The 22,850-nt window shown below is 60.0% G+C and carries 17 protein-coding genes, 4 tRNA genes and 1 pseudogene; 12 read left to right on the top strand and 10 right to left on the bottom strand.

Annotation, left to right across the window (positions count from 1 at the left end; all coding sequences use genetic code 11):
* Positions 1 to 219 precede the first annotated feature (219 nt).
* Positions 220 to 1,227 carry an NADP-dependent oxidoreductase gene (locus tag KVH01_RS27925; RefSeq protein ID WP_217883661.1) on the bottom strand — a complete coding sequence of 336 codons (1,008 nt, stop codon included), beginning with the start codon at positions 1,225 to 1,227 and terminating at the stop codon, positions 220 to 222.
* A gap of 226 nt (positions 1,228 to 1,453) precedes the next feature.
* On the opposite strand from KVH01_RS27925, the gene KVH01_RS27920 reads away from it, so the two are divergent.
* The 4 genes and pseudogenes from KVH01_RS27920 to KVH01_RS30730 all read left to right on the top strand — a co-directional run bounded on the left by KVH01_RS27920 (position 1,454) and on the right by KVH01_RS30730 (position 5,909).
* On the top strand, positions 1,454 to 2,215 hold the full coding sequence (locus tag KVH01_RS27920; protein WP_217883660.1) for an SDR family oxidoreductase: 762 nt from the start codon (positions 1,454 to 1,456) through the stop codon (positions 2,213 to 2,215).
* Positions 2,216 to 2,415: 200 nt separating this feature from the next.
* Positions 2,416 to 3,828 (top strand): aminotransferase-like domain-containing protein, encoded by a 1,413-nt coding sequence (locus KVH01_RS27915; RefSeq protein ID WP_217883659.1) that lies wholly within the window; start codon positions 2,416 to 2,418, stop codon positions 3,826 to 3,828.
* Between the two features lie 80 nt (positions 3,829 to 3,908).
* Positions 3,909 to 5,048, top strand: a pseudogene (locus KVH01_RS30735) (HAMP domain-containing protein); the annotation flags it as partial.
* Positions 5,028 to 5,909, top strand: coding sequence for a methyl-accepting chemotaxis protein (locus KVH01_RS30730; protein WP_404822112.1), 882 nt, complete (start codon positions 5,028 to 5,030; stop codon positions 5,907 to 5,909). The pseudogene KVH01_RS30735 and the gene KVH01_RS30730, both read left to right, overlap by 21 nt.
* A gap of 36 nt (positions 5,910 to 5,945) precedes the next feature.
* On the opposite strand, the gene KVH01_RS27905 is transcribed toward KVH01_RS30730, so the two are convergent.
* Both KVH01_RS27905 and KVH01_RS27900 read right to left on the bottom strand, forming a co-directional pair.
* The gene (locus KVH01_RS27905) at positions 5,946 to 6,758 is read right to left on the bottom strand and encodes an alpha/beta fold hydrolase (protein WP_217883657.1); all 813 of its coding nucleotides are present in this window, start codon (positions 6,756 to 6,758) and stop codon (positions 5,946 to 5,948) included.
* 644 nt (positions 6,759 to 7,402) lie between these two features.
* Positions 7,403 to 8,173 (bottom strand): hypothetical protein, encoded by a 771-nt coding sequence (locus KVH01_RS27900; RefSeq protein WP_217883656.1) that lies wholly within the window; start codon positions 8,171 to 8,173, stop codon positions 7,403 to 7,405.
* Positions 8,174 to 8,531: 358 nt separating this feature from the next.
* On the opposite strand from KVH01_RS27900, the gene KVH01_RS27895 reads away from it, so the two are divergent.
* The 4 genes from KVH01_RS27895 (at position 8,532) to KVH01_RS27880 (ending at position 8,946) form a co-directional block, all read left to right on the top strand.
* A tRNA-Glu gene (locus KVH01_RS27895) sits at positions 8,532 to 8,607 on the top strand.
* Between the two features lie 3 nt (positions 8,608 to 8,610).
* A tRNA-Gly gene (locus tag KVH01_RS27890) sits at positions 8,611 to 8,686 on the top strand.
* A gap of 105 nt (positions 8,687 to 8,791) precedes the next feature.
* Positions 8,792 to 8,867: transfer RNA gene (locus KVH01_RS27885), tRNA-Glu, on the top strand.
* A 3-nt stretch (positions 8,868 to 8,870) separates the two neighbouring features.
* Positions 8,871 to 8,946 (top strand) — tRNA-Gly (locus KVH01_RS27880).
* A 79-nt stretch (positions 8,947 to 9,025) separates the two neighbouring features.
* Here the strand turns inward: KVH01_RS27880 and KVH01_RS27875 are convergent.
* Positions 9,026 to 9,817 (bottom strand): helix-turn-helix transcriptional regulator, encoded by a 792-nt coding sequence (locus KVH01_RS27875; RefSeq protein ID WP_217883655.1) that lies wholly within the window; start codon positions 9,815 to 9,817, stop codon positions 9,026 to 9,028.
* Between the two features lie 137 nt (positions 9,818 to 9,954).
* On the opposite strand from KVH01_RS27875, the gene KVH01_RS27870 reads away from it, so the two are divergent.
* The 3 genes from KVH01_RS27870 (at position 9,955) to gltS (ending at position 12,774) form a co-directional block, all read left to right on the top strand.
* Positions 9,955 to 11,058, top strand: a complete 1,104-nt coding sequence (locus tag KVH01_RS27870) for a polyamine ABC transporter substrate-binding protein (RefSeq protein WP_217883654.1) — start codon at positions 9,955 to 9,957, stop codon at positions 11,056 to 11,058.
* A 55-nt stretch (positions 11,059 to 11,113) separates the two neighbouring features.
* Entirely contained in the window at positions 11,114 to 11,401 is a 288-nt protein-coding gene (locus tag KVH01_RS27865) for a hypothetical protein (protein ID WP_225924407.1), read from the top strand.
* A 161-nt stretch (positions 11,402 to 11,562) separates the two neighbouring features.
* Positions 11,563 to 12,774: a sodium/glutamate symporter gene (gene gltS / locus KVH01_RS27860; protein WP_217883653.1), complete on the top strand. Its 1,212-nt coding sequence runs from the start codon at positions 11,563 to 11,565 to the stop codon at positions 12,772 to 12,774.
* Between the two features lie 6 nt (positions 12,775 to 12,780).
* Here gltS and pdxR read toward each other — a convergent pair whose 3' ends face one another.
* Positions 12,781 to 14,271, bottom strand: a complete 1,491-nt coding sequence (gene pdxR, locus KVH01_RS27855) for a MocR-like pyridoxine biosynthesis transcription factor PdxR (protein WP_217883652.1) — start codon at positions 14,269 to 14,271, stop codon at positions 12,781 to 12,783.
* Between the two features lie 77 nt (positions 14,272 to 14,348).
* Here pdxR and KVH01_RS27850 point away from each other — a divergent pair, with 77 nt between their 5' ends.
* Positions 14,349 to 16,010: a M24 family metallopeptidase gene (locus tag KVH01_RS27850; protein ID WP_217883651.1), complete on the top strand. Its 1,662-nt coding sequence runs from the start codon at positions 14,349 to 14,351 to the stop codon at positions 16,008 to 16,010.
* Positions 16,011 to 16,043: 33 nt separating this feature from the next.
* Here the strand turns inward: KVH01_RS27850 and KVH01_RS27845 are convergent, their stop codons facing one another.
* From KVH01_RS27845 to KVH01_RS27825, 5 genes are all read right to left on the bottom strand, one after another.
* The gene (locus KVH01_RS27845) at positions 16,044 to 17,783 is read right to left on the bottom strand and encodes a dipeptidase (protein WP_217883650.1); all 1,740 of its coding nucleotides are present in this window, start codon (positions 17,781 to 17,783) and stop codon (positions 16,044 to 16,046) included.
* A 95-nt stretch (positions 17,784 to 17,878) separates the two neighbouring features.
* Positions 17,879 to 19,096: a phospholipase D-like domain-containing protein gene (locus KVH01_RS27840; RefSeq protein WP_217883649.1), complete on the bottom strand. Its 1,218-nt coding sequence runs from the start codon at positions 19,094 to 19,096 to the stop codon at positions 17,879 to 17,881.
* Positions 19,097 to 19,152: 56 nt separating this feature from the next.
* Positions 19,153 to 19,800, bottom strand: a complete 648-nt coding sequence (locus KVH01_RS27835) for a MotA/TolQ/ExbB proton channel family protein (RefSeq protein WP_217883648.1) — start codon at positions 19,798 to 19,800, stop codon at positions 19,153 to 19,155.
* A 24-nt stretch (positions 19,801 to 19,824) separates the two neighbouring features.
* Complete coding sequence (locus KVH01_RS27830; RefSeq protein ID WP_043051351.1) at positions 19,825 to 22,110, bottom strand: TonB-dependent receptor; 2,286 nt, start codon at positions 22,108 to 22,110, stop codon at positions 19,825 to 19,827.
* Between the two features lie 23 nt (positions 22,111 to 22,133).
* Positions 22,134 to 22,850, bottom strand: a complete 717-nt coding sequence (locus KVH01_RS27825) for an energy transducer TonB family protein (protein WP_217883647.1) — start codon at positions 22,848 to 22,850, stop codon at positions 22,134 to 22,136.

Below are 22,850 nucleotides of genomic sequence, written 5' to 3'. Positions count from 1 at the left end.
GAGTGAGGTGCCGAGTGGTGGGGCAAGAGCCTTTTGGTTACTTTTGGGCTCTTTTCAAAAGTGACCCGCTGTAAAAGCGGAACCAATAGTGGCCGTAACCTAAATAACGGATATGTACTCGGTCTGATCCAACATCCCAGTCGGCTGTCAGACTCCAGGAGAGAGCAAGCTTACTTCCCATGGGCGCAAATCCCCTCCCACATTTCGATCTACAATGTGTCAGCTGACTTTTAGAACCAACTTGCCAAAGTTCTCGCCGTTGAACAGCTTCATCAGCGTTTCCGGGAATGTCTCCAGCCCTTCGACAATATCTTCCTTGCTCTTGAGCTTGCCCTGGGCCATCCAGCCGGCCATTTCCTGCCCGGCCGCCGGAAAGTTTGCCGCGTGATCCATCACCACGAAGCCTTCCATGCGTGCGCGATTGACCAGCAATGACAAGTAGTTGGCCGGGCCTTTGACGGCTTCCTTGTTGTTGTACTGGCTGATGGCGCCGCAAATCACTACGCGGGCTTTCAGCGCCAGGCGGCTGAGCACCGCGTCGAGAATGTCGCCGCCGACGTTATCGAAATACACGTCCACCCCTTTGGGGCACTCGCGCTTGAGAGCCGCGGGCACGTCTTCGCTTTTGTAGTCGATGGCGGCATCAAAGCCCAGTTCATCCACCAGGAACTTGCACTTGTCGGCGCCACCGGCAATCCCCACCACACGGCAACCTTTGATCTTGGCAATTTGCCCGGCGATGCTGCCCACGGCGCCCGCGGCGCCGGAGATCACCACGGTGTCGCCGGCTTTCGGCGCACCGGTCTCCAGCAACGCGAAGTATGCGGTCATGCCGGTCATGCCCAGGGCAGACAGGTAACGTGGCAGGGGCGCAAGCTTGGGGTCAACCTTATAGAAGCCACGGGGTTCGCCGAGGAAATAATCCTGCACGCCGAGTGCGCCGTTTACATAGTCACCCACGGCAAACTTCGGGTTGTTGGAGGCGATCACTTTGCCGACGCCCAGGGCACGCATCACTTCACCGATGCCGACCGGTGGAATGTATGACTTGCCCTCATTCATCCAGCCACGCATCGCCGGGTCGAGGGACAGGTATTCGTTGCGCACCAGCACCTGGCCATCGGCGGGCGTGCCCACCGGTGCTTCCTGGTAGGTAAAGGTTTCCCGCGTGGCCGCGCCGACCGGGCGTTTGGCGAGAAGAAATTGGCGGTTGGTCTGGGCGGTCATGGCAAGGACTCTTTAGAAATGAATCCTGAGTGATAGACCTTCAGTGGCGGTAGGGCAAGGTTATCAGTGGGTGACGAATGCCCGTCGATAGGCCTCACTGATAATCACCCGGCTCAGGTTATCACTGCGATTCATGCTGTCCCAACCGGCCTTCTGATAGTGCTGACGCGCTGCTCCCAGCGTTGGCTAGACTCGCTCCACCGCTACTCCCCATAGGACGCTTCCCATGAGCATGACGTTTTCCGGCCAGGTCGCCCTGGTCACTGGCGCCGCCGCTGGTATTGGCCGTGCCACCGCGCTGGCATTTGCCGCCGAAGGCTTGAAGGTGGTGGTCGCCGACCTTGATGCGGCGGGCGGCGAGGGCACCGTCGCACTGATCCGGGAGGCCGGTGGCGAGGCGCTTTTTGTGCGCTGCGACGTCACGCTTGAATCCGATGTGCAGCAACTGATGGCGCAGACCGTCGCCACCTACGGGAGGCTCGACTACGCTTTTAACAACGCAGGGATCGAGATCGAGAAAGGCAAGCTGGCCGACGGCAGCCTGGACGAGTTCGACGCCATCATGGGGGTTAACGTCAAGGGCGTGTGGTTATGCATGAAGTATCAGTTGCCGTTGCTGCTGGCCCAGGGCGGTGGGGCCATCGTCAACACGGCGTCGGTAGCGGGGTTGGGGGCGGCGCCGAAGATGAGCATCTATGCCGCGTCCAAGCATGCGGTGATCGGCCTGACCAAGTCGGCAGCCATTGAGTACGCGAAAAAGAACATCCGGGTGAACGCGGTCTGCCCGGCAGTCATTGATACCGACATGTTTCGCCGTGCCTACGAGGCTGACCCGCGCAAGGCCGAATTTGCTGCGGCAATGCACCCGGTCGGGCGCATTGGCAAGGTCGAGGAAATCGCCAGCGCGGTGCTGTACCTGTGCTGTGATGGTGCGGCGTTTACCACTGGCCAGGCGCTGGCGGTGGACGGCGGTGCGACGGCGATCTAGGACTTCACGTCATGTCCAATTCGAAAAGTGAGTGACCTGCTGTGAGGGGTTTCCAGAGCAGGCAAAGTGCCGTGCCCGAATATGTATCACTAGGTAAATAATTCAATAAAATCAATACTTTAATAAATGTTGGCGACGAGTTTTGACCGGCTTCTGTGCTTAACTGTTTTAGGTTTACAGACAGTTGAAGTGAGTGGCTCATGGATTTAGGGATCGATCGACAAGCCCAGGTACCGGTGGTTCAGCAAATCGTCAGCGCAGTGGCGCAATGGATTCGCAAGAATGGGGTAAGCCCCGGAACACGCTTGCCGTCCATTCGGCAATTGGCCCTCGACAACCTGTTGAGCCAGTCCAACGTGATGGAGGCATTCGAACGGTTGGTGTCCCACGGCCTGCTGGCCTCGCGGCACGGTTCGGGGTATGTGGTGGCGCAACCGCCGGCTGCCGACGAAAACCACTGGTACGAAGGTGCGGAACAGGGCTGGGGCGCCTTCACCGACAGCCCCTTGGGCGAGCTGAAACTGGGGTGCGGCTGGTTGCCCGACGCCTGGCGTGAAAGCGATGACATCAGCTATGCAGTCCGCGAAGTCAGCCGTACCGACACCGCAGGCCTGTTCAACTACAGCACGCCGTTGGGGCTGCCCGCGCTGCGCGAACAGCTGCTCAAGCGCCTGACTCAGATCCAGGTACCCACCAGCCTGGACCGTATCCTCACCACCCATGGTGCCAGTCATGCCCAGGATCTGCTGATACGCACGCTGCTCAAGGCCGGTGATGAGGTGGTAATCGAGACGCCAGGCTACGGCAACCTCTATCGTCAATTGGCCTTTCAGGGGGTCAGGCTACTGGAGGTGCCACGTACCCGGGGCGGCCCGGATATCGCGGCGTTGGAAGTGTTGCTGCAAACCCATCGGCCCAAGTGCCTGTTTATCAGCAGCCTCTATCACAACCCCACCGGCACCAGTCTGTGCCGCAGGGTCGCGGAGCGTTTGCTGGAGCTGGCCCGGGATCACGACTTCCTGATCATCGAGGAGGATGTCTACGGCGACCTGCAACATGCCAGTTGCACGCGTTTGTCGGCGTTGCCCCACGATGACCGGGTAATCTACGTCTCGAGTTTTTCCAAGACCCTGAGCAGTGCTTTGCGCGTGGGCTACCTCTGTGCCAATGCCGCGACCATTACCCAATTGGCCCACCTCAAGACCCTGACGGGGATTGGTACCTCACGCTTTGCCGAAGCCATGTTGGCAACGTTGCTGAGCAACGGCACTTACCGCAAGTGGGTGCAGCGCCTGCGCAAGCGGCTGAACGCGCAGATGGCCGCGACCTTGCAGGTGCTCGAAGATGAAGAGTGGCAGGTGTTTGCGGTCCCCGCTGGCGGCATGTTCCTGTGGGCGCGACCTGGCTTGGCAGACTCTGCACGCTTGCAGGCGTGCGCCCGGCGGCTGGGGGTGTTGCTGTCGCCGGGAGGGCTGTTCAGTCCGACCGGCGAGCGCAGCGAGTGGCTGCGTATCAATGTGGCCTATGCGGCCGATCAGCGCGCATTGGCGCTGTTTCGTGCCATGGGCCCAGCCAGATCGACCTCGACCATTCTGAAAACGACGCACGTGTAGCTTTTTGCCATTATTCCGGCGTCAGCCGCTTGTGCTAAGCACTCGGGGATTGCCAATCTCACTGCTTGTAAACCTGGCTTATGGCATTTGCCATCGCAAGAGGATTCAAGGCAATGATTTCGGGCGTGCAACGACGTTTCGCCAACCTTGGCATGGCAAAAAAACTGGGTTTGGGCTTTAGCCTGGTACTCCTGCTCACGGCGCTGGTGGCGGCGATAGGTGTGTGGTCGCTGCAAACCGTCGGCCAGCGTTTCGACGGGCTCACCAGCATGTCTTCACTCAACAGCGGCTTGCTCAAGGTGCGCTTGATCGAGCAGGACTACGCACTGCACGCCGACTCCAAGGCCGTTGACGACCTGCATGCAGGTGTTGAGGCGCTGGCGGCGCAGGCCGCCAGTCTCAAGGCCAGGTCTGCGGCCAACGAGCAAGTAATGACTGACGTTGAGCAAGCCTTGGCGGCGTACCGCAAGGCGTTCGATGAGTTCGTCGAACTGAATCAGACCAAGGACCTGGCGCTGGAAATGGCCAGTTGGTCAGTGTCCAGCGTGGCGAACAACCTGGACGTGTTGCAGGCCGGCCTGGCGGACGACGGTGCCTATGGTCTCAAGGAAAGCCAAGGCAAGGAGGGCAACGAGTTTATCGAACAGGCGGGGCAGGTCAGCCAGGTGTCGCGCTTGATGCTGCAAGCCATGAACGAGGCACGGGTGCGCCTGGACCAGAGCCGCAAGGCTGACGCAGATGATGCCGGGCAGGGCAGGATCGAACAGGCCGACCAGGCGTTGGCCGAAGTCGAGAAGCTCAAAGTCAGCGTGAAGGACCCCGGCTACCAGACCGTCCTCAACGAAGTCGCCGGGCACATCGCGGCGTTCAGTGAAAAACTTGGCGAGTACACCGGGCTGCTGGCCCAGGAAAAACTCGTCTACACGCAACTGCACGACCGCGCCGAGCACGTGGTCAGTCGTGTCAACCAGGCGTATGCCGCCGAAGACCAGTCGATGCAGTTGCAGTTGCAGCACAGCGCAATGCTGATCATCGGCTCATCCACCCTGGCTTTGCTGGTGGGTTTGATCGCGGCATGGGTGATCACTCGGCTGATCGTGGCGCCGCTGCGCAGCGTGATTGCGGTGGCCCAGCAAATTGCCGCGGGTGACCTGAGTGGGCGCATGGAGGTCAGCCGCCGTGATGAAATCGGCCAACTGATGCAGGCGATGCAGCAGATGGGCAGTGGTTTGAGCCAGATCGTGCGCGGGTTGCAGGCCGGTATCGAACAACTCGCCAGTTCCGCGCATTCGTTGTCCAGTGTCACCGAGCAGACCAACCTTGAGGTCAGTAGCCAGAAGGAGGAAACCGAGCAGGTCGCCACCGCGATGAATCAGATGACCGCCACCGTGCATGATGTGGCGCGCAACGCCGAGCAGGCCGCCCAAGCCGCGCAGACGGCGGATGACAAGGTCGACAGCGGCCAGCAGGTGGTGCGCCTGAGTTTGCAGCGTATCGAATTACTGGCGGCGTCGAGCAGCAGCGCCAGCGCCAGCATCGAGGGCCTCAGTGCAGAAATCCAGAATATCGGCAGCGTATTGAGCGTCATCAACAGTGTGGCCGAGCAGACCAACCTGCTGGCCTTGAACGCTGCCATTGAGGCGGCGCGTGCCGGTGAGCAGGGTCGTGGCTTTGCCGTGGTGGCCGATGAGGTGCGGGCACTGGCCAAGCGTACCCAGCAATCGACTGAGGAAATCGAGCGGCTGGTCAGCACCTTGCGCAGTGCGGCGCAGGCGTCGGTGCAACAGATCCAGCACAGTGGCGAACTGGTGAAGCAGGCGGTCGGTGATGCCCTGGAAACCGAAAGTGCGCTGGGCAGCATTGCCGCCGCCGTGTCACTGATCCAGCAGATGAACCAACAGATTGCCGCCGCCGCCGAGGAGCAAAGCTCGGTGGCCGAAGAGATCAACCGTAGCGTCACCAGTATCCGAGCCAGTGCCGATCATTCAGCGTTGAGCATGCAGGGCAATGCCGCATCGAGCCTGCAACTGGCGCAGTTAGGGGTGCAACTCAAGGGCATGGTGGGGCATTTCCGCCTTTGATCGCAGCAATGGCACTGCGATCAATAGGCAGGGCGATCAGGCGTGGGTGGCGAGGAAGGTCAGTAGGGCTTCATTGACGAATTCCGGGTTCTCGCGGCTGGAGATATGCCCTGCCTCGGGGATCAGGATCAGGTCGCAGCCGATCAGGTCGGCCATTTCCTCGGACTCGGCGGGCGGCCGGGGTTTGTCCTGCTCCCCGCACATCACCAGGGTGGTGTCGGAATCCAGGCGTGGCAGTTGCGCCAGGATGTCTTCGCGACTGAAGATCAAGCGTCCCAGGGGCACGATGCTTTGCAGCAGTTGCTCCCTGGAATAGCTTTGCAGGGACTTGCGAAAATCCTGGTACAGCGCCGATTCACGGTCTATGCCCGGGCGGAAGAAGATCGGTGCGATCACATCCAGCAACGGTTCAGGGATCACGCCGGCGTCTTCAATCATCTTGAACAGCGAGAAATAGTACTGGCGCGTCGCTTCGGGTTCGGCGCCGAGGTAGGTGTCCATCAGCACCACGCTGTTGACGCGCTCGCAAGCCTGCAACGCCAGGCGTGCGCCCCACATGCCACCGACCGACAGGCCCACCAGGTTGATCTGCTCAATGTTCAGTTGGTCGAGCAGCGCCAGGGCCTGGCGGGCCAGCCCATCCAGGGACCCGGTTTGCGTCGGCAGTGTGCCCGACTGACCATGGCCCCACAGCTCGGGAACGATTACCCGGTATTGCTGCGACAGCGCTTCAATCTGCGGCGCCCACATGTCGCTGGCCCACAGGTAGCTTGAACCCAACAGCACGACCGGGCCGGTGCCCTGGTCGAGATAATGCAGCGGTTGTCCATCAATCACGGCAACAGGCATAACAGGCCTCTAACTTCACGGAGTGAGGGGCACTTTTTTACGCTAGTTGTGGGCGGGGGGATAGGTGCAAAGTGATGGCCTGTGGAGTGAGGGCGCTCCCCAACTGATGCCCCGCGATCCAAATGTGGGAGGGGCTTGCCCCCGATAGCCATAGGTATCTACACAGCTGTGTAGCAGCCGACGGTAACCACGATGCGAAGCGAGTCGAGACGCTCTTGATCTTGATCTGCTTTTGACCTTGATCTTAGGCGCCCCGTCAAACCATGCTGGCCGGAATTCGACAGGGATTTGGGGGGTAAACCGGCAGGGATGCCGGTTTAGCCGCCCCGCGCCATGGATGGCGCGTGGCGGCGGCCCCCCAAATCCATGGCGGATTACGGTCACACCGAGCCTGGGCGAGGTGCCGAGTGGTGGGGCAAGAGCGTTTTGCTTACTTTTGCCTGGGCCGGCATTCCGGCTTTTCAAAAGTGAGCCGCCGTAAGGGCGGAACCAATAGTGGCCGTTACCCAAAAACGGATATGTACTCGATCAAACTCCAACATCCTGGTGGGCTGCCAGACCGCCATCGGGAGCAAGCCCCCTCCCACATTTGGATCGTCTTACACCAGGTAAATCGCCTTTGCTCCACGTTATTACCTGGGCTGTCAGTCGTAGATAGCTTTCTTCTTCCACTCGGCATCGGCGTCGACGACCTTCAGCCCCTCGGTCAACTCGTTGACTTCGTTCTCGGCGGGCTGGCTGTTGGTCAGTACCGTGGAGTTGGCGCGCGCCAGTTGTGATTCCAGCAGCTGCAACTGCGCGCTGTAGAGCACCGGCTCCGGTTGTTTGCGCAAGTACTGCACGCCGCGCTCGAAGGCCAGGCGCGCCTGGCCCGGTTGGCCTTGCTGCAGGGCATGCTGGCCGAGGTTGTTGAAGAACTCGATATGCAGCAGCACCAGGATATGACGGATTTCCTTGATCCAGTGCTTGGCCTCGTTGGTCGGCAGGAAACCGTCCTGGGCTGCACGGGTGACTTGGCCGTGCAAGGCTTCCAGCAAAAAGCGTACGTCCTTGGCCTTGGCTTCGGTCTGGATCGGTGCCGGTGGGTTGGCCACTGGAATCGATTCGCCCTGGGCGATCAGCGCATTCAGCTCGGCGATACGTGCCTTGAATGGCGCGCTGGATTTGTTGAGGTTCAACAGGCGCTGGGTAACGTTCAGCTCCAGGCGCGTCAGTAACAGTTTGAGTGCCGGGGTCATCAGTTGGCCGGGAAAGGTCTCGGTGATTTCACCGCAGCGACGCAATCGATCATTAAGCTCGATCTCAGTGCGCTTCTTTTCCAGCTTGTTGTTTTCCACCACGTGGTTCATGTAGCCAATGGCGATCAGTATTGCGATCCCGGCTATTACCAGCAGGGTGATCATGAGTGGTGTCACCGGTGTGACCTCTTTATTGGGTTTGCTGTGGAGTGTAGTGACTGGGTCAGCCGGCGGATAGGATTGATCGACCAATTGCCCAGGTACTTTCTTCTATATAGGTAGGCGTGCCCTGCGTGGATGCACATTGCCATCATTTGCCCGGGTGAACTATAACGTCTTGGCGGGCGCCAGAATATAGGCGCCAAGGCTCGGACGCCGACAAAGCCCGGGAAGGTCTGCAAAGGGTGGCGAAGTCATTGATTTAAATAAATTTATCCTTGGGGGTTGACGACCTTTCAATCCATCCATAGAATGCGCGCCACTTACAGCGTAAAGCACACAGCGAAACGCGGTAGGGAGTGAATGTTGTACGTGTGTCCCCTTCGTCTAGTGGCCTAGGACACCGCCCTTTCACGGCGGTAACAGGGGTTCGAGTCCCCTAGGGGACGCCATATGCGGGAATAGCTCAGTTGGTAGAGCACGACCTTGCCAAGGTCGGGGTCGCGAGTTCGAGTCTCGTTTCCCGCTCCAATTTTTAAGCAGTGTTGCCCTAGGGCGGCATTGAGTGAAACCAGGACCAAGTCTTCGGATGAGGCCTCTGGGCACTGAAATACACACCATGTGTTTCAGTAGCGTGTCCCCTTCGTCTAGTGGCCTAGGACACCGCCCTTTCACGGCGGTAACAGGGGTTCGAGTCCCCTAGGGGACGCCATTTGCGGGAATAGCTCAGTTGGTAGAGCACGACCTTGCCAAGGTCGGGGTCGCGAGTTCGAGTCTCGTTTCCCGCTCCATATTCAACGAAAACGCCGATCAGTAATGATCGGCGTTTTTGTGTGTGCTGAATTTACCTCACCCGCGTACTGCCAGCACTCAAGTGCCCGCAGGCGCCTCCTGTCTTGGCATAAAAAACCGCGCAAACAGCTCGGACTGCGACTTTATATTCAACTTGCTATAGATGTTGCGGCGGTGGACTTTGATGGTTTCCGTCGACAGCGACAGCTTCCCGGCGATTTCCTTGTTGGAAAAGCCGCTGAGCAGCAACTTGAGAACATCTTTTTCGCGAGCGGTTATCTGTGCTTCCAGCTGGGTAATGGTTTCAGCCCAGGGGGCCGGCTCGGCGATGTTCTTTTCCTGGTCGATTTCAAAGCACATGCGTTGGTGCATCATCGCCGTCACCCACGGCTTGATCATGTCGAGCATGGTAACTTGCGCCTGTGTGAACCGCACGTTGCTGCCAAACGACATGCACAAGGTTCTGTCGGCATCGAGGCGTACGTTGTATTGCGCCTCATCGACGGAAATGAATTGCGCGAAATACTGATGGTAGTACTCGGTCTCAAGAAAGTGTTCCGGCGCAATATCGAGCAGATGGAAGAAGCCGCTCTGCGGGTTTTCTCGATCAGCGATATAAAACGGGTCGAGTAGATAAAGACCTTTCACATATCGATGAATAAAGGCGTCAACCTCTTCGCTGTCAGCTACCTCAGGCAGGCTGATTACACGCACAGAGTGATCGCCGAAAACCAATACAACCCAATTGTCTATCTGCACGTATTCATTCAATACACGAATCAATGAGCTCCAGAATTCTGGCCGATTGAGCTGCATGATCAGTTTCCCGACGGATCGATGCCAGGCCAGGCTATGAAGATCAAGCGACATGTTCTACCCCTTTAGGGTTAGGGATTGGCAGGCCAGGGCTAAGTATTTCTAGGTATTTACTATTCAACCATGCCCGGTATATTCACCCCGAACTAACGATAGCCATGAAGGCATGTCGGGTGGACAAGGATAGTCATATGAGTCGATCACACTTGCGAGCTATTTTTTTAGCCTCGCTGCTGGGAGCCGCAATCAGTACACCGGCAGGCGCCGCCCAATCTTCGTTGTATCTGTATAACTGGTTCGGGTTTCTTGAGCCGCAGACCCCGAGGGAATTCCAGCAGGAAACCGGCATCAAGTTGCACATGGACGCCTTCGACAGCGCAGAAATCATGCAGAGCAAGGTGATGGCCGGACGCACCGGGTATGACCTGGTGGTGGCCACCTCCAATGTGCTGCCCGGGCTGATCAAGGCCGGCGTGTTGCAGCCGCTGGATCGCTCGCAACTGAGCAATCTGTCGCACATCGATCCCGATATCCTCGCTCTGCTGGCGGTCAATGATCCCGGCAATCGCTATGCCATACCCTACGTATGGGGCACCACCGGCATTGGCTACGACGTGGATAAGGTCAAGGCGGCACTGGGTGAGGATGCCCCGGTGAACAGCTGGGACCTGATCTTCAAGGAAGAGAACATCAGCAAGCTCAAGGCATGTGGCGTGGCCATGCTTGACTCGCCCAGCGAGATCATTTCGATTGCCTTGCACTACCTCGGGCTCCCGAGCAACAGCACCAACCCCGAGGATTACCAGAAGGCCCAGGCCCTGCTGTTGAAAATCCGCCCCTACGTCCTCTATTTCGACTCTTCTCGCATCGACGCCGATCTGGCCGACGGCAATATCTGCGCCGTCGTAGGCTGGGCCAACGGTGCCCTGGCGGCGCAGGCGATCAATGAAAAGTCCAACAGCGGACGCAGGATTGCCTACAGCCTGCCTCGGGAAGGGGCACTGGTCTGGTCTGAAAACTGGGTGCTGCTCAAAGATGCCAGACACCCCAAGGCCGCCCTGGAATTTATCAATTACATGCTGCGGCCTCAGGTAATCGCCAAGACGTCCAACTACATGCTCTATCCCAACGCCAATAAAGATGCCACGCAGTTCGTCGAGCAGAAGCTGCGGGATAACCCGTGGATTTATCCCGATAAAAAGACCATGGCAACGTTGGTTCCACTCGAGCCCTTGCCGCTGAAGGCCGAGCGCATCCGCACCCGTGTGTGGACCAAGGTCAAGAGCGGTACGTGAGGGTAGAACTATTGGCCGGCTGACCACAGGGCGGTGGCCGGGGGAGGGAGACAGCATGCGTCAAGGTGTTGATCAGGGCTATCTGGAGTCGGACGACTATAAGGCATACAAAGAGATTGAAGAGCAGATCGGCCTTTGTACGCCCGAACAAGCCTGGGCCATGTATTACGTCTCGACGGGCATGGTGCGCGAGAACATTACCCTGGCAGTGATGGAGCACATCGGCAGGGGCAACCGTGCATTGCTACTTGAGTTCCCTGACCTTGTGCGGGTCGAGGGGCGCGACTATGAGCCCGGAGCCCTCGCCGCCAACTGGCCCTTGTTGCGACGGTATCGTGGATAGCCTCATGTGCCGTCTTTCCTATCAAAAGCGCAGCTCGTCGTAGGACATTCTTGTCAAACATGTAGGGATAATCTGTACTTTTTGTGGGGGAGGTGCGTTTCTCTGTCGGGCTCTCTACTCTGGCCACCCATTCTCCTTGCTCACTTCAGAGAACTGCCCAGATGCTTCAACTCGATTTTTATTCAACCCTGGTGGCCGCTTCGCTGGTGCTATTGATGGGGCGATGGATGGTGGCGCGGATCAGCTTTTTGCGCACCTACAATATTCCCGAACCGGTCGCCGGTGGTTTGCTGGTCGCCCTGCTGCTCCTGGCATTGCGCGGGTTGGCCGATATCGAGGTACGCTTCGACCCCTCTTTGCAAACCCCCTTGATGTTGGCGTTTTTCGCCACTATCGGCCTTAACGCAGACTTCGCCAGCCTGAAGAAGGGCGGGCGCATATTGGCTATATTCCTGCTGGTGGTAACCGCGCTGCTGGTGTTGCAAAACGCCATGGGTATCGCGCTGGCCACGGCGCTTGGCCTGGATCCGTTGATGGGCTTGTTGGCCGGCTCGGTGACATTATCTGGCGGACATGGCACTGGCGCGGCCTGGGGCGCGGTGTTCAGTGAGCAATATGGCGTGGCTTCAGCATCTGAGTTGGCAATTGCCTCGGCGACGTTTGGCCTGGTACTCGGTGGGCTGATTGGCGGCCCCGTGGCGCGCTTGCTGATCAAACGGGTCGAAGTGCCAGGCGTCGGGCAACCGCAGCCGCTCTTGCCCAAGGGGTTCGAACAGCCCAATCAGGAGCGCTTGATCACGGCGTTTTCGTTTATCGAGACCCTGGCGCTGGTGGCGATCAGCCTGAAGGCCGGCACTTTGCTCAATAGTGCTATCCAAGGCACTGCCTTCGAATTGCCGACCTTCGTGTGCGTATTGTTCGTCGGTGTGGTGCTGCGCAATGGGCTGTCGATTCTCGGCTGGCATCAGGTGTTTGATCGCGAAGTGTCGGTACTGGGCAATGTCAGTTTGTCGTTGTTCCTGGCGATCGCGCTGATGTCGCTCAAGCTCTGGGACCTGGCGGCCCTGGCCTTGCCGATTGTTATCCTGTTGGCTGCGCAGGCGCTGTTGATGGCGTTGTTTGCGATTTTCGTGACGTTCCGGGTAATGGGCCGTAATTACGACGCGGCGGTATTGGCGGCCGGTCATTGCGGGTTCGGGCTTGGCGCCACACCCACGGCGATTGCCAATATGCAGGCCGTGACCCAGCGCTTCGGGCCGTCGCAGATTGCGTTCCTGGTGGTGCCGATGGTCGGGGCATTCTTCATCGATATCACCAATGCGATGGTGATCAAGCTGTACTTGGCACTGCCGTTCCTGGGGGCCGCGGGGTAAGTCGCTTCACCCCATGTCCATCGCTTTCATCGCCTGGGCCAAGCGCTGGGTGGCTTGCGCGATTTCATCCCGGTCCAGGGATGCAAAGCCCAGGCGTAGCGCATTTTCCGGGCGGTCGTTGGGTGAAAACTGACGACCGCTGCGCACCACCAGCCCATGGTCCAGGGCGGTGGTTACCAAGCGATCCACGTCTATTCCTTCCTCCAAGCGTACCCAGAGCGCCAACCCGCCCTCAGGCTCGCGCACCTGGATGCGATCGCCGAATGCCTGGTCCAGGCAATCGCGCAGCACAGTTCGGCGCGCCAGGTATTCTTTCGAGACGCGGCGCAGATGCTTTTTCAACTCACCGTCATTGATCAAGTCCGCCAGCATGGCCTGCGCCACCCCATCGGCATCGCCCACCATCAATGCGGCGTTGCGCTGCAAAACCTCAATCACTTGGGTGGGCGCCACGATGTAGCTGCAACGAAACGTTGAGCCCAGCACCTTGGATAACGAACCGATGTAGATCACATGGCGCTGGGCGCGGTCACTGGCCAGCGGCAGGTAAGGGCGGCCGCTGAAATGGTATTCGTGATCGTAGTCTTCCTCGATCACGCAAAAACCATGTTGCGCAGCCAGTGCCAGCAGATGTTGCCGGCGTGCTGCATGCAAGCTCACGGTGGTGGGGAACTGGTGGTGGGGCGTGAGGTAGATCATGCGCACGTCATGTTCGCGGCATAAACGGTCGATCTGGTCGGTGCGGCAACCTTCATCATCGATGTCGACCGTGACCAGTTGCGCGCCGAGTTTTCGGAAAATCTCCCACGCCGGCGGGTAACTCAAACGCTCCACCAGCACCACATCGCCTGGCTTGAGCAGCAGGCTTGCGCTCAGGTACAGCGACATCTGGGTGCCCTGGGTCAGGCAGATATTCTCGGCATTCACTGTCAATCCTCGATTATTTCGCAGCATGTCGGCCAGGGCCCAGCGCAAATGGTAACCGGTGCCCTCACTGCCGTAGCGCAAGGTGTTGGAGGCAAAACTGTTGCGCAATGCATGGCGATAGTAGCGATGCAAGACGGCCTGGGGCAGCAAGCGGTGATCGCTGGTGCCATTGTCGAAAAACAGCGCGCCATGTCGATGCTGGAGAGCGACCACTTGGGCGTTGTGGGTGAAATACGGCACCACCGGCTGCTCCAGCAGCGGCGGCGCGAAGGACGGTTGCGCAGCACTGGGCATGGGCTTGGGCGTCAATTGCGCATTGACGAAGGTGCCACGGCGCGGCTCGCTGATCAGCCAGCCTTTGGTCATGGCCTCTTCGTAGGCCAGGATCACGGTCTTGCGGTTGACGTTGAGCAACTGCGCCATCTCCCGCGTGCCCGGCAGCAACGTCCCAGGCGCCAGGCGGCCTTCGAGGATGGCAGTGACCAGGCCCTCGGCAATCTTGCGGTAGGACGCCTGGTGGGTATCTTCGTCGAGTTTGAGCAAGGGGCGCCATTTGCGCATCTGGACCATCTGAATTATCCAAATCTGGAGGTTCTAATGGGCCTAGTCTAGCGCAACAATCAGGTCTCACTTGCCCCGAGGTCCTTATGAACACACGCTATGTCATCGAACTCGCCCCCTCGGGGAAAACCTTTGAAGCCGGTGATGAACTGTTGCTGGATGCAATGCTCGCCTGCGGCTTGACCGTGCCGTTTTCGTGCCGGCGTGGCGCGTGCGGGTCGTGCAAGGTGGTGGTGGCCGATGGTGCGCACCGTGCCAAGCTACTGGACCCGGGCGCCCCGGCGCCGTCCTACCCGCTGGCAGCCAATGAAATACTGTTGTGCCAGAGCCATGCCTGCTCCGACATGCGCCTGGAAATTCCCGGCTGGTCGCTGGCCACGCCCGCGCTCGTGGTCGAGGCAACGGTGCTGGACAAGCGCACGCTCAGTCCGGATGTCATCGAGTTGATCCTGATGCCGGATATGCCGCTGGCGGTGCGAGCGGGACAGTACGTCAAGTTCCGCCTGGTCGACGGTGACTCGCGTTGTTTCTCGATAGCCAACCTGCCGGCCGAAAGCGATGGGCGCTTGGTGTTCCAGATTCGTCGGGTGAGCGGCGGGCTGTTTTCCGAGACTTTCCTGGGCGCCCTTGAAGCCGGCGACCTGTTGCAACTGGAAGGGCCTTTTGGTGCCTGCACCTGGCAGGACGATGACGGTGCGCCGGTCGTGCTGTTCGCCACGGGCACGGGTTACGCAGGCATCAAGCCGATTCTGCTGACCGCCTTGAAACGCGATGTGGAGGTGACGTTGTACTGGGGCGGTGCGCAGCCGGCAGATTTTTATGACCGTTTGTTTTTGGACAGGATGGTCATGGACCACCCGCGTTTTCACTGGCATCCGGTACTGGCCTCAGAGGGTCGGGTGCAGGAAGTTGCGCTGAGTCATGGGCATCACTGGCAGGCTGCCCAGGTCTATGCCTGCGGTAACGGCGCGATGATCAGCCAGACACGTGCGGATTGTCTTGAAGCGGGCCTGCCCAGCCACCGGTTTGTCGCGGAAGCCTTTGTGCCCAGTGGCCGCTCGAGTGCGGGAACGCTCTCCAAACCTTTGGACCCAGTCTGGGAAAAAGTCGGCCCACGTTACTCGCTGGACGGCATGCTCGCCGCACGCGAGCAGTCCATCCGCGCCCTGGCGGCGATCGCCAGCCAACTGAAGGTGGGTATGACCACCGGCGAAGCCCTCGATATGGCGGCCGAGCAACTGCACGCCATGGGCGCGTCCCACACCTGGCATCCAACCTACATTCGCTTTGGCGCCGACACGGTGCGCCCACCCCGTGAAGGCATTGACCGTCAACGCAGGCTGCGCGCCACGGACATCGCCGTGGTTGACCTGGGCCCGGTGTGGGATGGCTACGAAGGCGACTATGGCGACACCTTTGTGTTCGGTGATTGGCCGTTGCACCTGGCCTGTACAAAAGCCCTGCATGAAGTATTTGATGAAACCCGTGAAGCCTGGCTACGCGGGCTGACCGGACGTGAACTTTATGACTTCGCCGAGCAGAGCGCCGAGTCCAAGGGCTGGAGGCTGGCGCGCAACCTCGCAGGGCACCGCCTTGCGGATTTTCCCCATGCGCTGTTCGAAAGCAAGGTGCTGGCAGAGCTGGAAATCCCACCGAGTGAGATGGCCTGGGTGCTGGAAATCCAGCTGTGCCATCCCACGGAGCCGGTTGGTGGTTTTTTTGAGGATATGCTGATGCTGCAAGCCTGACGAGCCCGCCATTGCGGCGGGCTCCCATTGCGCTTAGAGCTTGGGCAGTTGGCCAACTCGGCCGATCATTTCAGTGACAATCTGCAGGTCCAGCAAAAACTGCTCGACGGTCTTGAACTCACCGTCGGTGTGCCCGGTGTACTTCTCTTCAGGTCGCGCCAGGCCGAATTGCACGCCATTGGGCAGGTCATGCACGGAGGTCGCGCCGGCCGAGGTGCCAAACTTGTGCTCCATGCCGAGGTTTTCCGTGGCGACCGCCAGCAAGGCCTTGACCCATTCACCTTCAGGGTTGCGGTACATCGGCGTATCCAGCGAGTAGGTAAAGTCCACCTTGACCTGGGTGCGTTTGTCCCAGGCGCTCAACTTCTCGGCGATTTCGGCTTTGAGTTTTTCCGGTGATTTGCCCTTCGGCGCACGCAGGTTGACCGCCAGCTTGAAGGCTTTGTCATCCAGGCCGACAAAGGTCGGCGAGGTGGTCAGCGGCCCCATGAAGTCATCGGCAAAGCCCACGCCCAATTTGCCGCCCAGGTAGTCCAGGCCCCAGTTGTCCGCCGCATACTGGGCGGCGTCGGTGATGTGGTTGTGCTTGAGGGCAATCTTGCCGTCCAGGCTGTGGATCAACTCCAGCATGCGTGCCACCGGGTTGATCCCGGATTCAGGTTCGGAGGAGTGGGCAGACACGCCAGTGACGGTGAGTTTGACGTCCTTGCCGTCGACCTGGGCGGTCACCTTGAAATTGCCGCCATTTCGCTTGGCATAGTCAGCCCCGGCCTGTTGCAGGCTGGCGGCCAACTCAGCGGGTTTATCGCTGACCAGCGTGGCAACCGAGGCGGAAGGAATCTGGTTGGTGGCCTTGCCGCCAGTCATCGCAATGATTTCTGCGCCTTGGCCTTCGCCCTTGCGCACCGGGAAGGTGGCCATGACGGTGCCCGAGCCTTTTTCGGCGATCACTACCGGGTAGCCGCCATCCAGCGCCAGGTTGTATTGCGGCACGGGATTGCGTTCGAAATAGTAAGGAATGGCGTCACCGGAGGTTTCCTCGGTGGTGTCCACCAGCAGCTTGAACGTGCGCGCCAGTGGCAACTTTTCTTCCTTGATCACCTTCATGGCGTACATCGTCACGACGATGCCGTTCTTGTCATCCTCGGTGCCACGGCCATACATGCGGTCGCCGATCAGCGTGACCTTGAACGGGTCGAGCTTGGTGCCGTCTTGCAGTACCCAATTCTCCGGGGTCACCGGCACCACATCGGCGTGGGCATGTACACCGACGACTTCATCGCCGCTGCCTTCCAGGGAAATTTCGTACACACGGTTATCGACGTTACGGAAGTTCAGGTTGAAGGACTTGGCCAGGGCCTGGATCTTGTCGGCGATCTTGAGGAATTCCGGGTTTTTGTACTGTGGCAGACCGTCTACGTTGAACGTCGGGATCTCCACCAGTTCGCGCAGGGTTTCCAGGGCCGCCTTGCCGTACTTCGCCCGGGTGTAGATGCCTAGCAGGCGGTTGATTTCATTCTGCTGCCCGGCGTTCAGGGGCTTGTTGTCGAGAAAGGTGCTGATAGCCGGGCCGACGTCACTGCTCTTGCCCAGGTCGCCCTTGGCCAGGGTGCCGAGGAAACCGCGGAAATCGGTGACCGACGTGTCGCTGAAGCTCTTCAGGATGGCCGCGCTTTGTTCGGCGCTGATGTTGGCGAGCGCAGGGGTGGTGACCGCCACAAGGCTGGTAGCGAACAGGGTGGCAACCACCAGTTTTTTCAGGGGGAAGTGCATGGTGAGAGGCATTCCTTTGCAGGTAGTGAGTAGGGCGTTTCTGACGGATAAGACAGAAACATTTTCACACACTACCATTACTCAGGTGCCCCAGGTCAATGCTGGCCAGGATGGGGCGCGGGGTACTCATCAGTCACGTTCAAGGCTCTAGCGTAGGGCCCGTCCCACAACTGTTCATGCAATTGCCCCACACGCCTGGCCATTGCTTCACTGCGCATCACCACCTCCAGGTTGCGCGAGTTATCCAGGTAACCACCCAACCAGTTGCTGGTGCCGATCCACGCCACTTGCCCGTCGATCTCCATGGTCTTGCTGTGGATCACCCGCGCGTAGGGGATAAAGCCTTGCTTGGCCTCGGGCAGCGTGACGATCTTGATCTCGACGTTGGGCAGCACTGCCAGGCTCTTGAGGTAGGGCAATTCCAGCTTGTCGGTGTTCCAGTTGGACACCATCAGTTTGATCGACACCCCGCGGGCAGCTGCGGCGCGCACGGCGTTGTCGATCACCGCGTAGTACGGCCGGGTCCGATCCGGGCCGTAGGACAGCGGCGCATAGTCGAGCAATTGCACGCGGACTTGTTTTTTTGCTTCGCCCAGCAGGCGTGGCAGTTCCAGCTGTGAGTCGCCTACTCCGGGCGGGTTGTAGCGTTGCGGGCTGGCCACCAGGTAATTGCCGACACGTGTAGGTTGCTGGCCGGTAGTTGGCAGCGGCACCGGTTGCTTGTCGGCGAGGGCGGCCTGGGCTTGCCAGTCCTGATCGAAGATCGCCTGGACCTGGCCCACCACCGTCTCGTCCGTGATCCGCAGCCCGGTTTCGTGAATATGTTCCAGGGAGCGCCAGTCGAAATTCTGGCTACCGATGAAGGCCTGCTTGCCATCCACCACAAGGTATTTGGCGTGGATGATGCCGCCGCTCAGTTGTCCGTAGGGCAGCACACGGAAGGTCAGGTTGGGAATCGCACGCAGGCGTTCCAGGGTGGCGGCTTCCGATAACTTGATGCCTTTTTCTTCCAGCAGGAAACGGATTTTCACACCGCGCTTGCCGGCAGCCTCAAGGTGTTCGATGACCTTGTCCATCACCGAGCCGGGATGATCGGCGGCGTAGAACTGGCCGATATCAATGCGGCTTTTCGCGCCGTCGAACAACTCGATCCATACCGCGCCGGTCTGGCGCAGGTCGCCAGTGTCCAGGGTGGTGTCCACCGGCACGGTATGCACCAATTCAAACCCTGGAATGGAAAAGTCCGCCTGGGCCAGCGGACTGAGGAGCAAGCCGGCGAGGCTTGCAATACGCAACTTCATCGAAAGGGACATAAGCGTCTCATCGGACAAAAAGAAGGGGCGGGTGCATGACGCGCCCGCCCGGCGGATCATGCAGTGCGGCTGTGAAGCGGGGTCGGCGCGCGGTGTGGTGCTTCGGCCTGCTCGCGGGCGCCGCTGGCTGCGCGGATCAGCAGGATCTTCAACTGGTCGTTGATGCGTTCCAGGCTATCCTGGAAGAAGTTGTGGAACACCACGCAGAACAGCGCGATGGCGATGCCCAGGCCGGTGGCGAACAAGGCCGTACCGATACCACCGGATATCTGCCCTGGGTCGGAAACACCCGCCGTCGCCAATGCCTTGAAGGTGTCGATGATGCCCAGAATGGTACCCAGCAAGCCGAGCAGAGGGGCAGCAGTGGTGATGGTCTCGATGATCCACAGGCTGCGGGCCAAGGGGGCGCGGGTCTTCAGGTATTGGGTTTCGATTTCGTCGTCGAGGTCTTTGCGCGAGCCATTGGACGCCTTCTGCGCCAGCACCGGCAACACCATGTTCAGCGGCAGGCTGTGGCGGCGGGTCAGGCTGTCCGGCAACTCGCGTTCGCTGTGCACCTGGGGGCCCAGGGCGTCGGTGAGGGCGCGGGCCTGGCGACGCACATAGGCGAAGTAGATACCGCGTTCGATGGCGATGAAGATCGCGATGGCCATCGCCGCATACATCACATAGAAGGTGACGTCGTGGAGCAGGTTCATATCCATGATGGTGTTCCTCTTGGGTCAGTCTTAGAAATTCGCTTCCAGCGAAACCGTTACGGTGCGGTCCAGGCCGACGATGTACGCCGGGTCGCCATCGCGGAAGCCGCTGTAGCTGGCCGCGTTGGTCTTGGTGGTGTACACGCCGTCCAGGTATTTCTTGTCGAACAGGTTGTCGACGTTCAGGCGCAGGGTCGCGTCCTTGACCACCTTCTTGTCCACCGGCAGGTAGATACCGGCGCCGAGGTTGAATACGGTACGTCCGGAAATCGCTTCGTCGTTGGTCAGGTCGCCGTAGAGCTTGCTGGTGTACTTGCCGCCGAAGGTGCCGTAGAAGCGCCCGTCGTCATAACCGATGTTGGCCGCCAACATGTTCTTGGGCACGTTGGCGAACTGCTTGCCGCTGGTGGGCAAGACGATGGCTTTGCCGGCGTTGTAGACGGTCATGTCGTCTTGCTGCTCGGCCTTGGTGTAGGTGTAGGAGGTGTAGTAGTTGAAGTGGTGAGGCAACTGGCCGCTCCATTCCAGCTCCAACCCTTTGTTGGTGACCGCACCGACGTTGATGTCGGCAGCATCGCCGTTGATGTCTTTGGACGACACCTGGCGGTTCTTGAAGTCCATGTAGAACAGGGTGGCGGCCAGGCTCATGTCGTCGCCGCTGTAGCGCCAGCCCAACTCGTGGTTCCAGCTGGTTTCCGGCTCGAGGTTGATGGAGTCGGCGCCCTTGTCGTAGAGGGCGTAGTTCTGCGGTACGCGCATGTTGCGCGAGAGGCTGTAGAACAGTTGGTCGCGCTCGTCCAGCTGATATTTGAGGCCGACGTTGGGCAGCAGTTTGTTATAGGTCTGGTTACGTTTTTCCGGCTGCTCGGTGAGGCTGCCGTGGTTGGTGCCGTCACGCTCGACGTTCATGTACGCAAGGCCGGCGATGAAGGTCCAGTCCGGGTTGATGTACCAGGTGTCCTGGGCCCAGACTTTTTGCGCCGGGGTGACAGTGAAGCGGTCGCGCCCCTGGATCTGGTTGCCATTGGCATCGACGATGGCACTGTTGGAGTCGGGCCAGGTATCGACCGGCTTGCCATTGCTCTTGAGTGGAATGAACGGCTGGGTCTGGCTCTGGCGTGCGCGCTCGTACCAGTAGCCGAACTGCAGGCTGTGGTCGCCCAGGTCCCAGGTCAGCTTGGTGGTGATGCCCGGACGCCAGGTCTGGGTGCGCGAAGGGCGGTAGTACACGCCGCTGTTCGGCGTGCCATCGGCGTTGTATTGCGCGGCGGTGGGCAGGTTGCCGAGGTCGAACACACCGCCCTGGTTCGAGCCGCGGTTGAGCGCATAGGCGGACGCGCCGACGCCGCTGCCGTTGCCCCAGTAGTAATACGGGATCACCGACAGGGCCAGGTTGTCGGCCAGTTTGAACTGGGTGTTGAGCACGGCGGTAAAGGTCTGGAACGGGTTCTGCGCCAGGGCGTAGTAGCTGTTGTACTTGCCGTTGCTGCCTACGCTCGGCGTCGCCGGGTAGGGATCGTACTTGCGGCCGTTCTGCTGGAATTGCGCCTTGGTCAGCTGGCTGTAACTGTTATTGTCCTGCTCGTGGTACTTGAGGATCAGGTTGGCGGTGTTGCCGTTGCCGGCGTCGAAGAAGCTGTTCCACTCCACCTTGTCTGCACGCACCGCGCCCGAGCCACGCCACATCTGCCCTTCGGTATGGGACACCGACAGCCAATTGCTCAGGCCGTTGATCTCGCCGGTATTGAGGCGGGCGAAGGTCTTGCGCGTAGCGTTGCTACCGACGACTTGCTTGACGAAGGCGCCGGTTTCCTTGGTCGGGCGAATGGTCACGATGCCGATGTTGCCGCCGCTGGAACCGATGTGCGGGCCGTCGGCTTCCGCTGCACCCTGGGTGACGAAGATCTGGTCGATATTCTCCGGGTCGCCCAGCAGGTTGGAGTACAGCGCATAGTTGCCGGAGTCGTTGATCGGCATGCCGTCCACCGACATACCCACCTGGTCGGAGTTCATCCCGCGCATGCTGAAGCGAAAACCCGAGAGACCGGTGTTGTCTTCGCTGGAGATGTTCAAGCCCGGGGTGTACTTGAGCTTGTCGATGGCGTTGCCCGTCGCGGCCTGCTTGTCCAGGGCTTCCTTGGTTACCGTGGAGCGGCCCTTGATGCTCTCCTCAGGGACCATATAACCGCCCCCTGCGGTCGCCTTGCCTTGTACGCCAATGGTGCCGACGTCACTGTCGCTGGTCTCTGCCATGACCATTCCCTGGGTCATGCTGGTCGCGGCAACGAGTGCCAGATGAATACGGGTGAACTTCATCACTGTCGTCCTGGGTCGGGTGCTTATTGCACGCTGTAGTTGAAGGTGGCGGTGAAGCGTTGCTCGTTGCGCCCCCCGAAGGCTTGCTCGGGGAACGGCTTGACTTGCTTGATACGACGCAAGCTGTTGGTGGCGGCCCGGTTGAGCAGCATGCTTGAGGCCGGGCTTTGTACGCCGGAGTCGAGAACGCGACCCTGGCGATCTACCAGCAACCACACCACCACCTCGCCACTCGGGCGTTCGAGGGACGCCTGGCGCCCGGTGGGGTACTGCTTGTAGGTGTCCAGTTCGTTGCGCAAGCCTTTGAGGTAACCGCCTTCCAGGGCCTGGCCATCGACTTTCGGCGGCGCAGGCGGGGCCGGTGGCGCCACAGGTGCTGTCGGGGCCGCCACGGGTGCGGCCACCGGCGCAGGCGTTGGCGCGGCCTTGGCAACCACCGGCTTGGGCAGCGGTTTTGGCTTGGGCTTGGGTTCGGGTTTGGGCAGCGGCTTGGGGGGCGGTGGCGGTGGCGCCTGCTCGGCCTCTTCATCTTCGATCACCGGCGGTGGCGGCTCTTGCTCCACCACCGGTTCCGGGACGACTTCCGGCTCCGGTTCGACCAATGCCAACTCGACCGCCGACTCGTCATACACCGGCTCGACCTTCAAGGTCTGGGATTGGATACCCAGTGCAATCAGCACCAGGGCGATCACGGCCGGGACACTCCCCAGCAGCTGACGCGCACGAAACAGCACGTACAT

The organism is Pseudomonas khavaziana, assembly GCF_019145205.1.
Lineage (GTDB): Bacteria > Pseudomonadota > Gammaproteobacteria > Pseudomonadales > Pseudomonadaceae > Aquipseudomonas > Aquipseudomonas khavaziana.
The sequence above is the reverse complement of the archived record's forward strand: the minus strand, read 5'-3'. Positions and strand labels throughout refer to the sequence as shown.

Bases quoted from the DNA above. Each gene is read 5' to 3' on its own strand.
- KVH01_RS27925 (WP_217883661.1), bottom strand. From the start codon at position 1,227: ATGACCGCCCAGACCAACCGCCAATTTCTTCTCGCCAAACGCCCGGTC.
- KVH01_RS27920 (WP_217883660.1), top strand. From the start codon at position 1,454: ATGAGCATGACGTTTTCCGGCCAGGTCGCCCTGGTCACTGGCGCCGCC.
- KVH01_RS27915 (WP_217883659.1), top strand. From the start codon at position 2,416: ATGGATTTAGGGATCGATCGACAAGCCCAGGTACCGGTGGTTCAGCAA.
- KVH01_RS30730 (WP_404822112.1), top strand. From the start codon at position 5,028: ATGCAGGCGATGCAGCAGATGGGCAGTGGTTTGAGCCAGATCGTGCGC.
- KVH01_RS27905 (WP_217883657.1), bottom strand. From the start codon at position 6,758: ATGCCTGTTGCCGTGATTGATGGACAACCGCTGCATTATCTCGACCAG.
- KVH01_RS27875 (WP_217883655.1), bottom strand. From the start codon at position 9,817: ATGTCGCTTGATCTTCATAGCCTGGCCTGGCATCGATCCGTCGGGAAA.
- KVH01_RS27870 (WP_217883654.1), top strand. From the start codon at position 9,955: ATGAGTCGATCACACTTGCGAGCTATTTTTTTAGCCTCGCTGCTGGGA.
- KVH01_RS27865 (WP_225924407.1), top strand. From the start codon at position 11,114: ATGCGTCAAGGTGTTGATCAGGGCTATCTGGAGTCGGACGACTATAAG.
- gltS (WP_217883653.1), top strand. From the start codon at position 11,563: ATGCTTCAACTCGATTTTTATTCAACCCTGGTGGCCGCTTCGCTGGTG.
- pdxR (WP_217883652.1), bottom strand. From the start codon at position 14,271: ATGGTCCAGATGCGCAAATGGCGCCCCTTGCTCAAACTCGACGAAGAT.
- KVH01_RS27850 (WP_217883651.1), top strand. From the start codon at position 14,349: ATGAACACACGCTATGTCATCGAACTCGCCCCCTCGGGGAAAACCTTT.
- KVH01_RS27845 (WP_217883650.1), bottom strand. From the start codon at position 17,783: ATGCACTTCCCCCTGAAAAAACTGGTGGTTGCCACCCTGTTCGCTACC.
- KVH01_RS27840 (WP_217883649.1), bottom strand. From the start codon at position 19,096: ATGTCCCTTTCGATGAAGTTGCGTATTGCAAGCCTCGCCGGCTTGCTC.
- KVH01_RS27835 (WP_217883648.1), bottom strand. From the start codon at position 19,800: ATGGATATGAACCTGCTCCACGACGTCACCTTCTATGTGATGTATGCG.
- KVH01_RS27830 (WP_043051351.1), bottom strand. From the start codon at position 22,110: ATGAAGTTCACCCGTATTCATCTGGCACTCGTTGCCGCGACCAGCATG.
- KVH01_RS27825 (WP_217883647.1), bottom strand. From the start codon at position 22,850: ATGTACGTGCTGTTTCGTGCGCGTCAGCTGCTGGGGAGTGTCCCGGCC.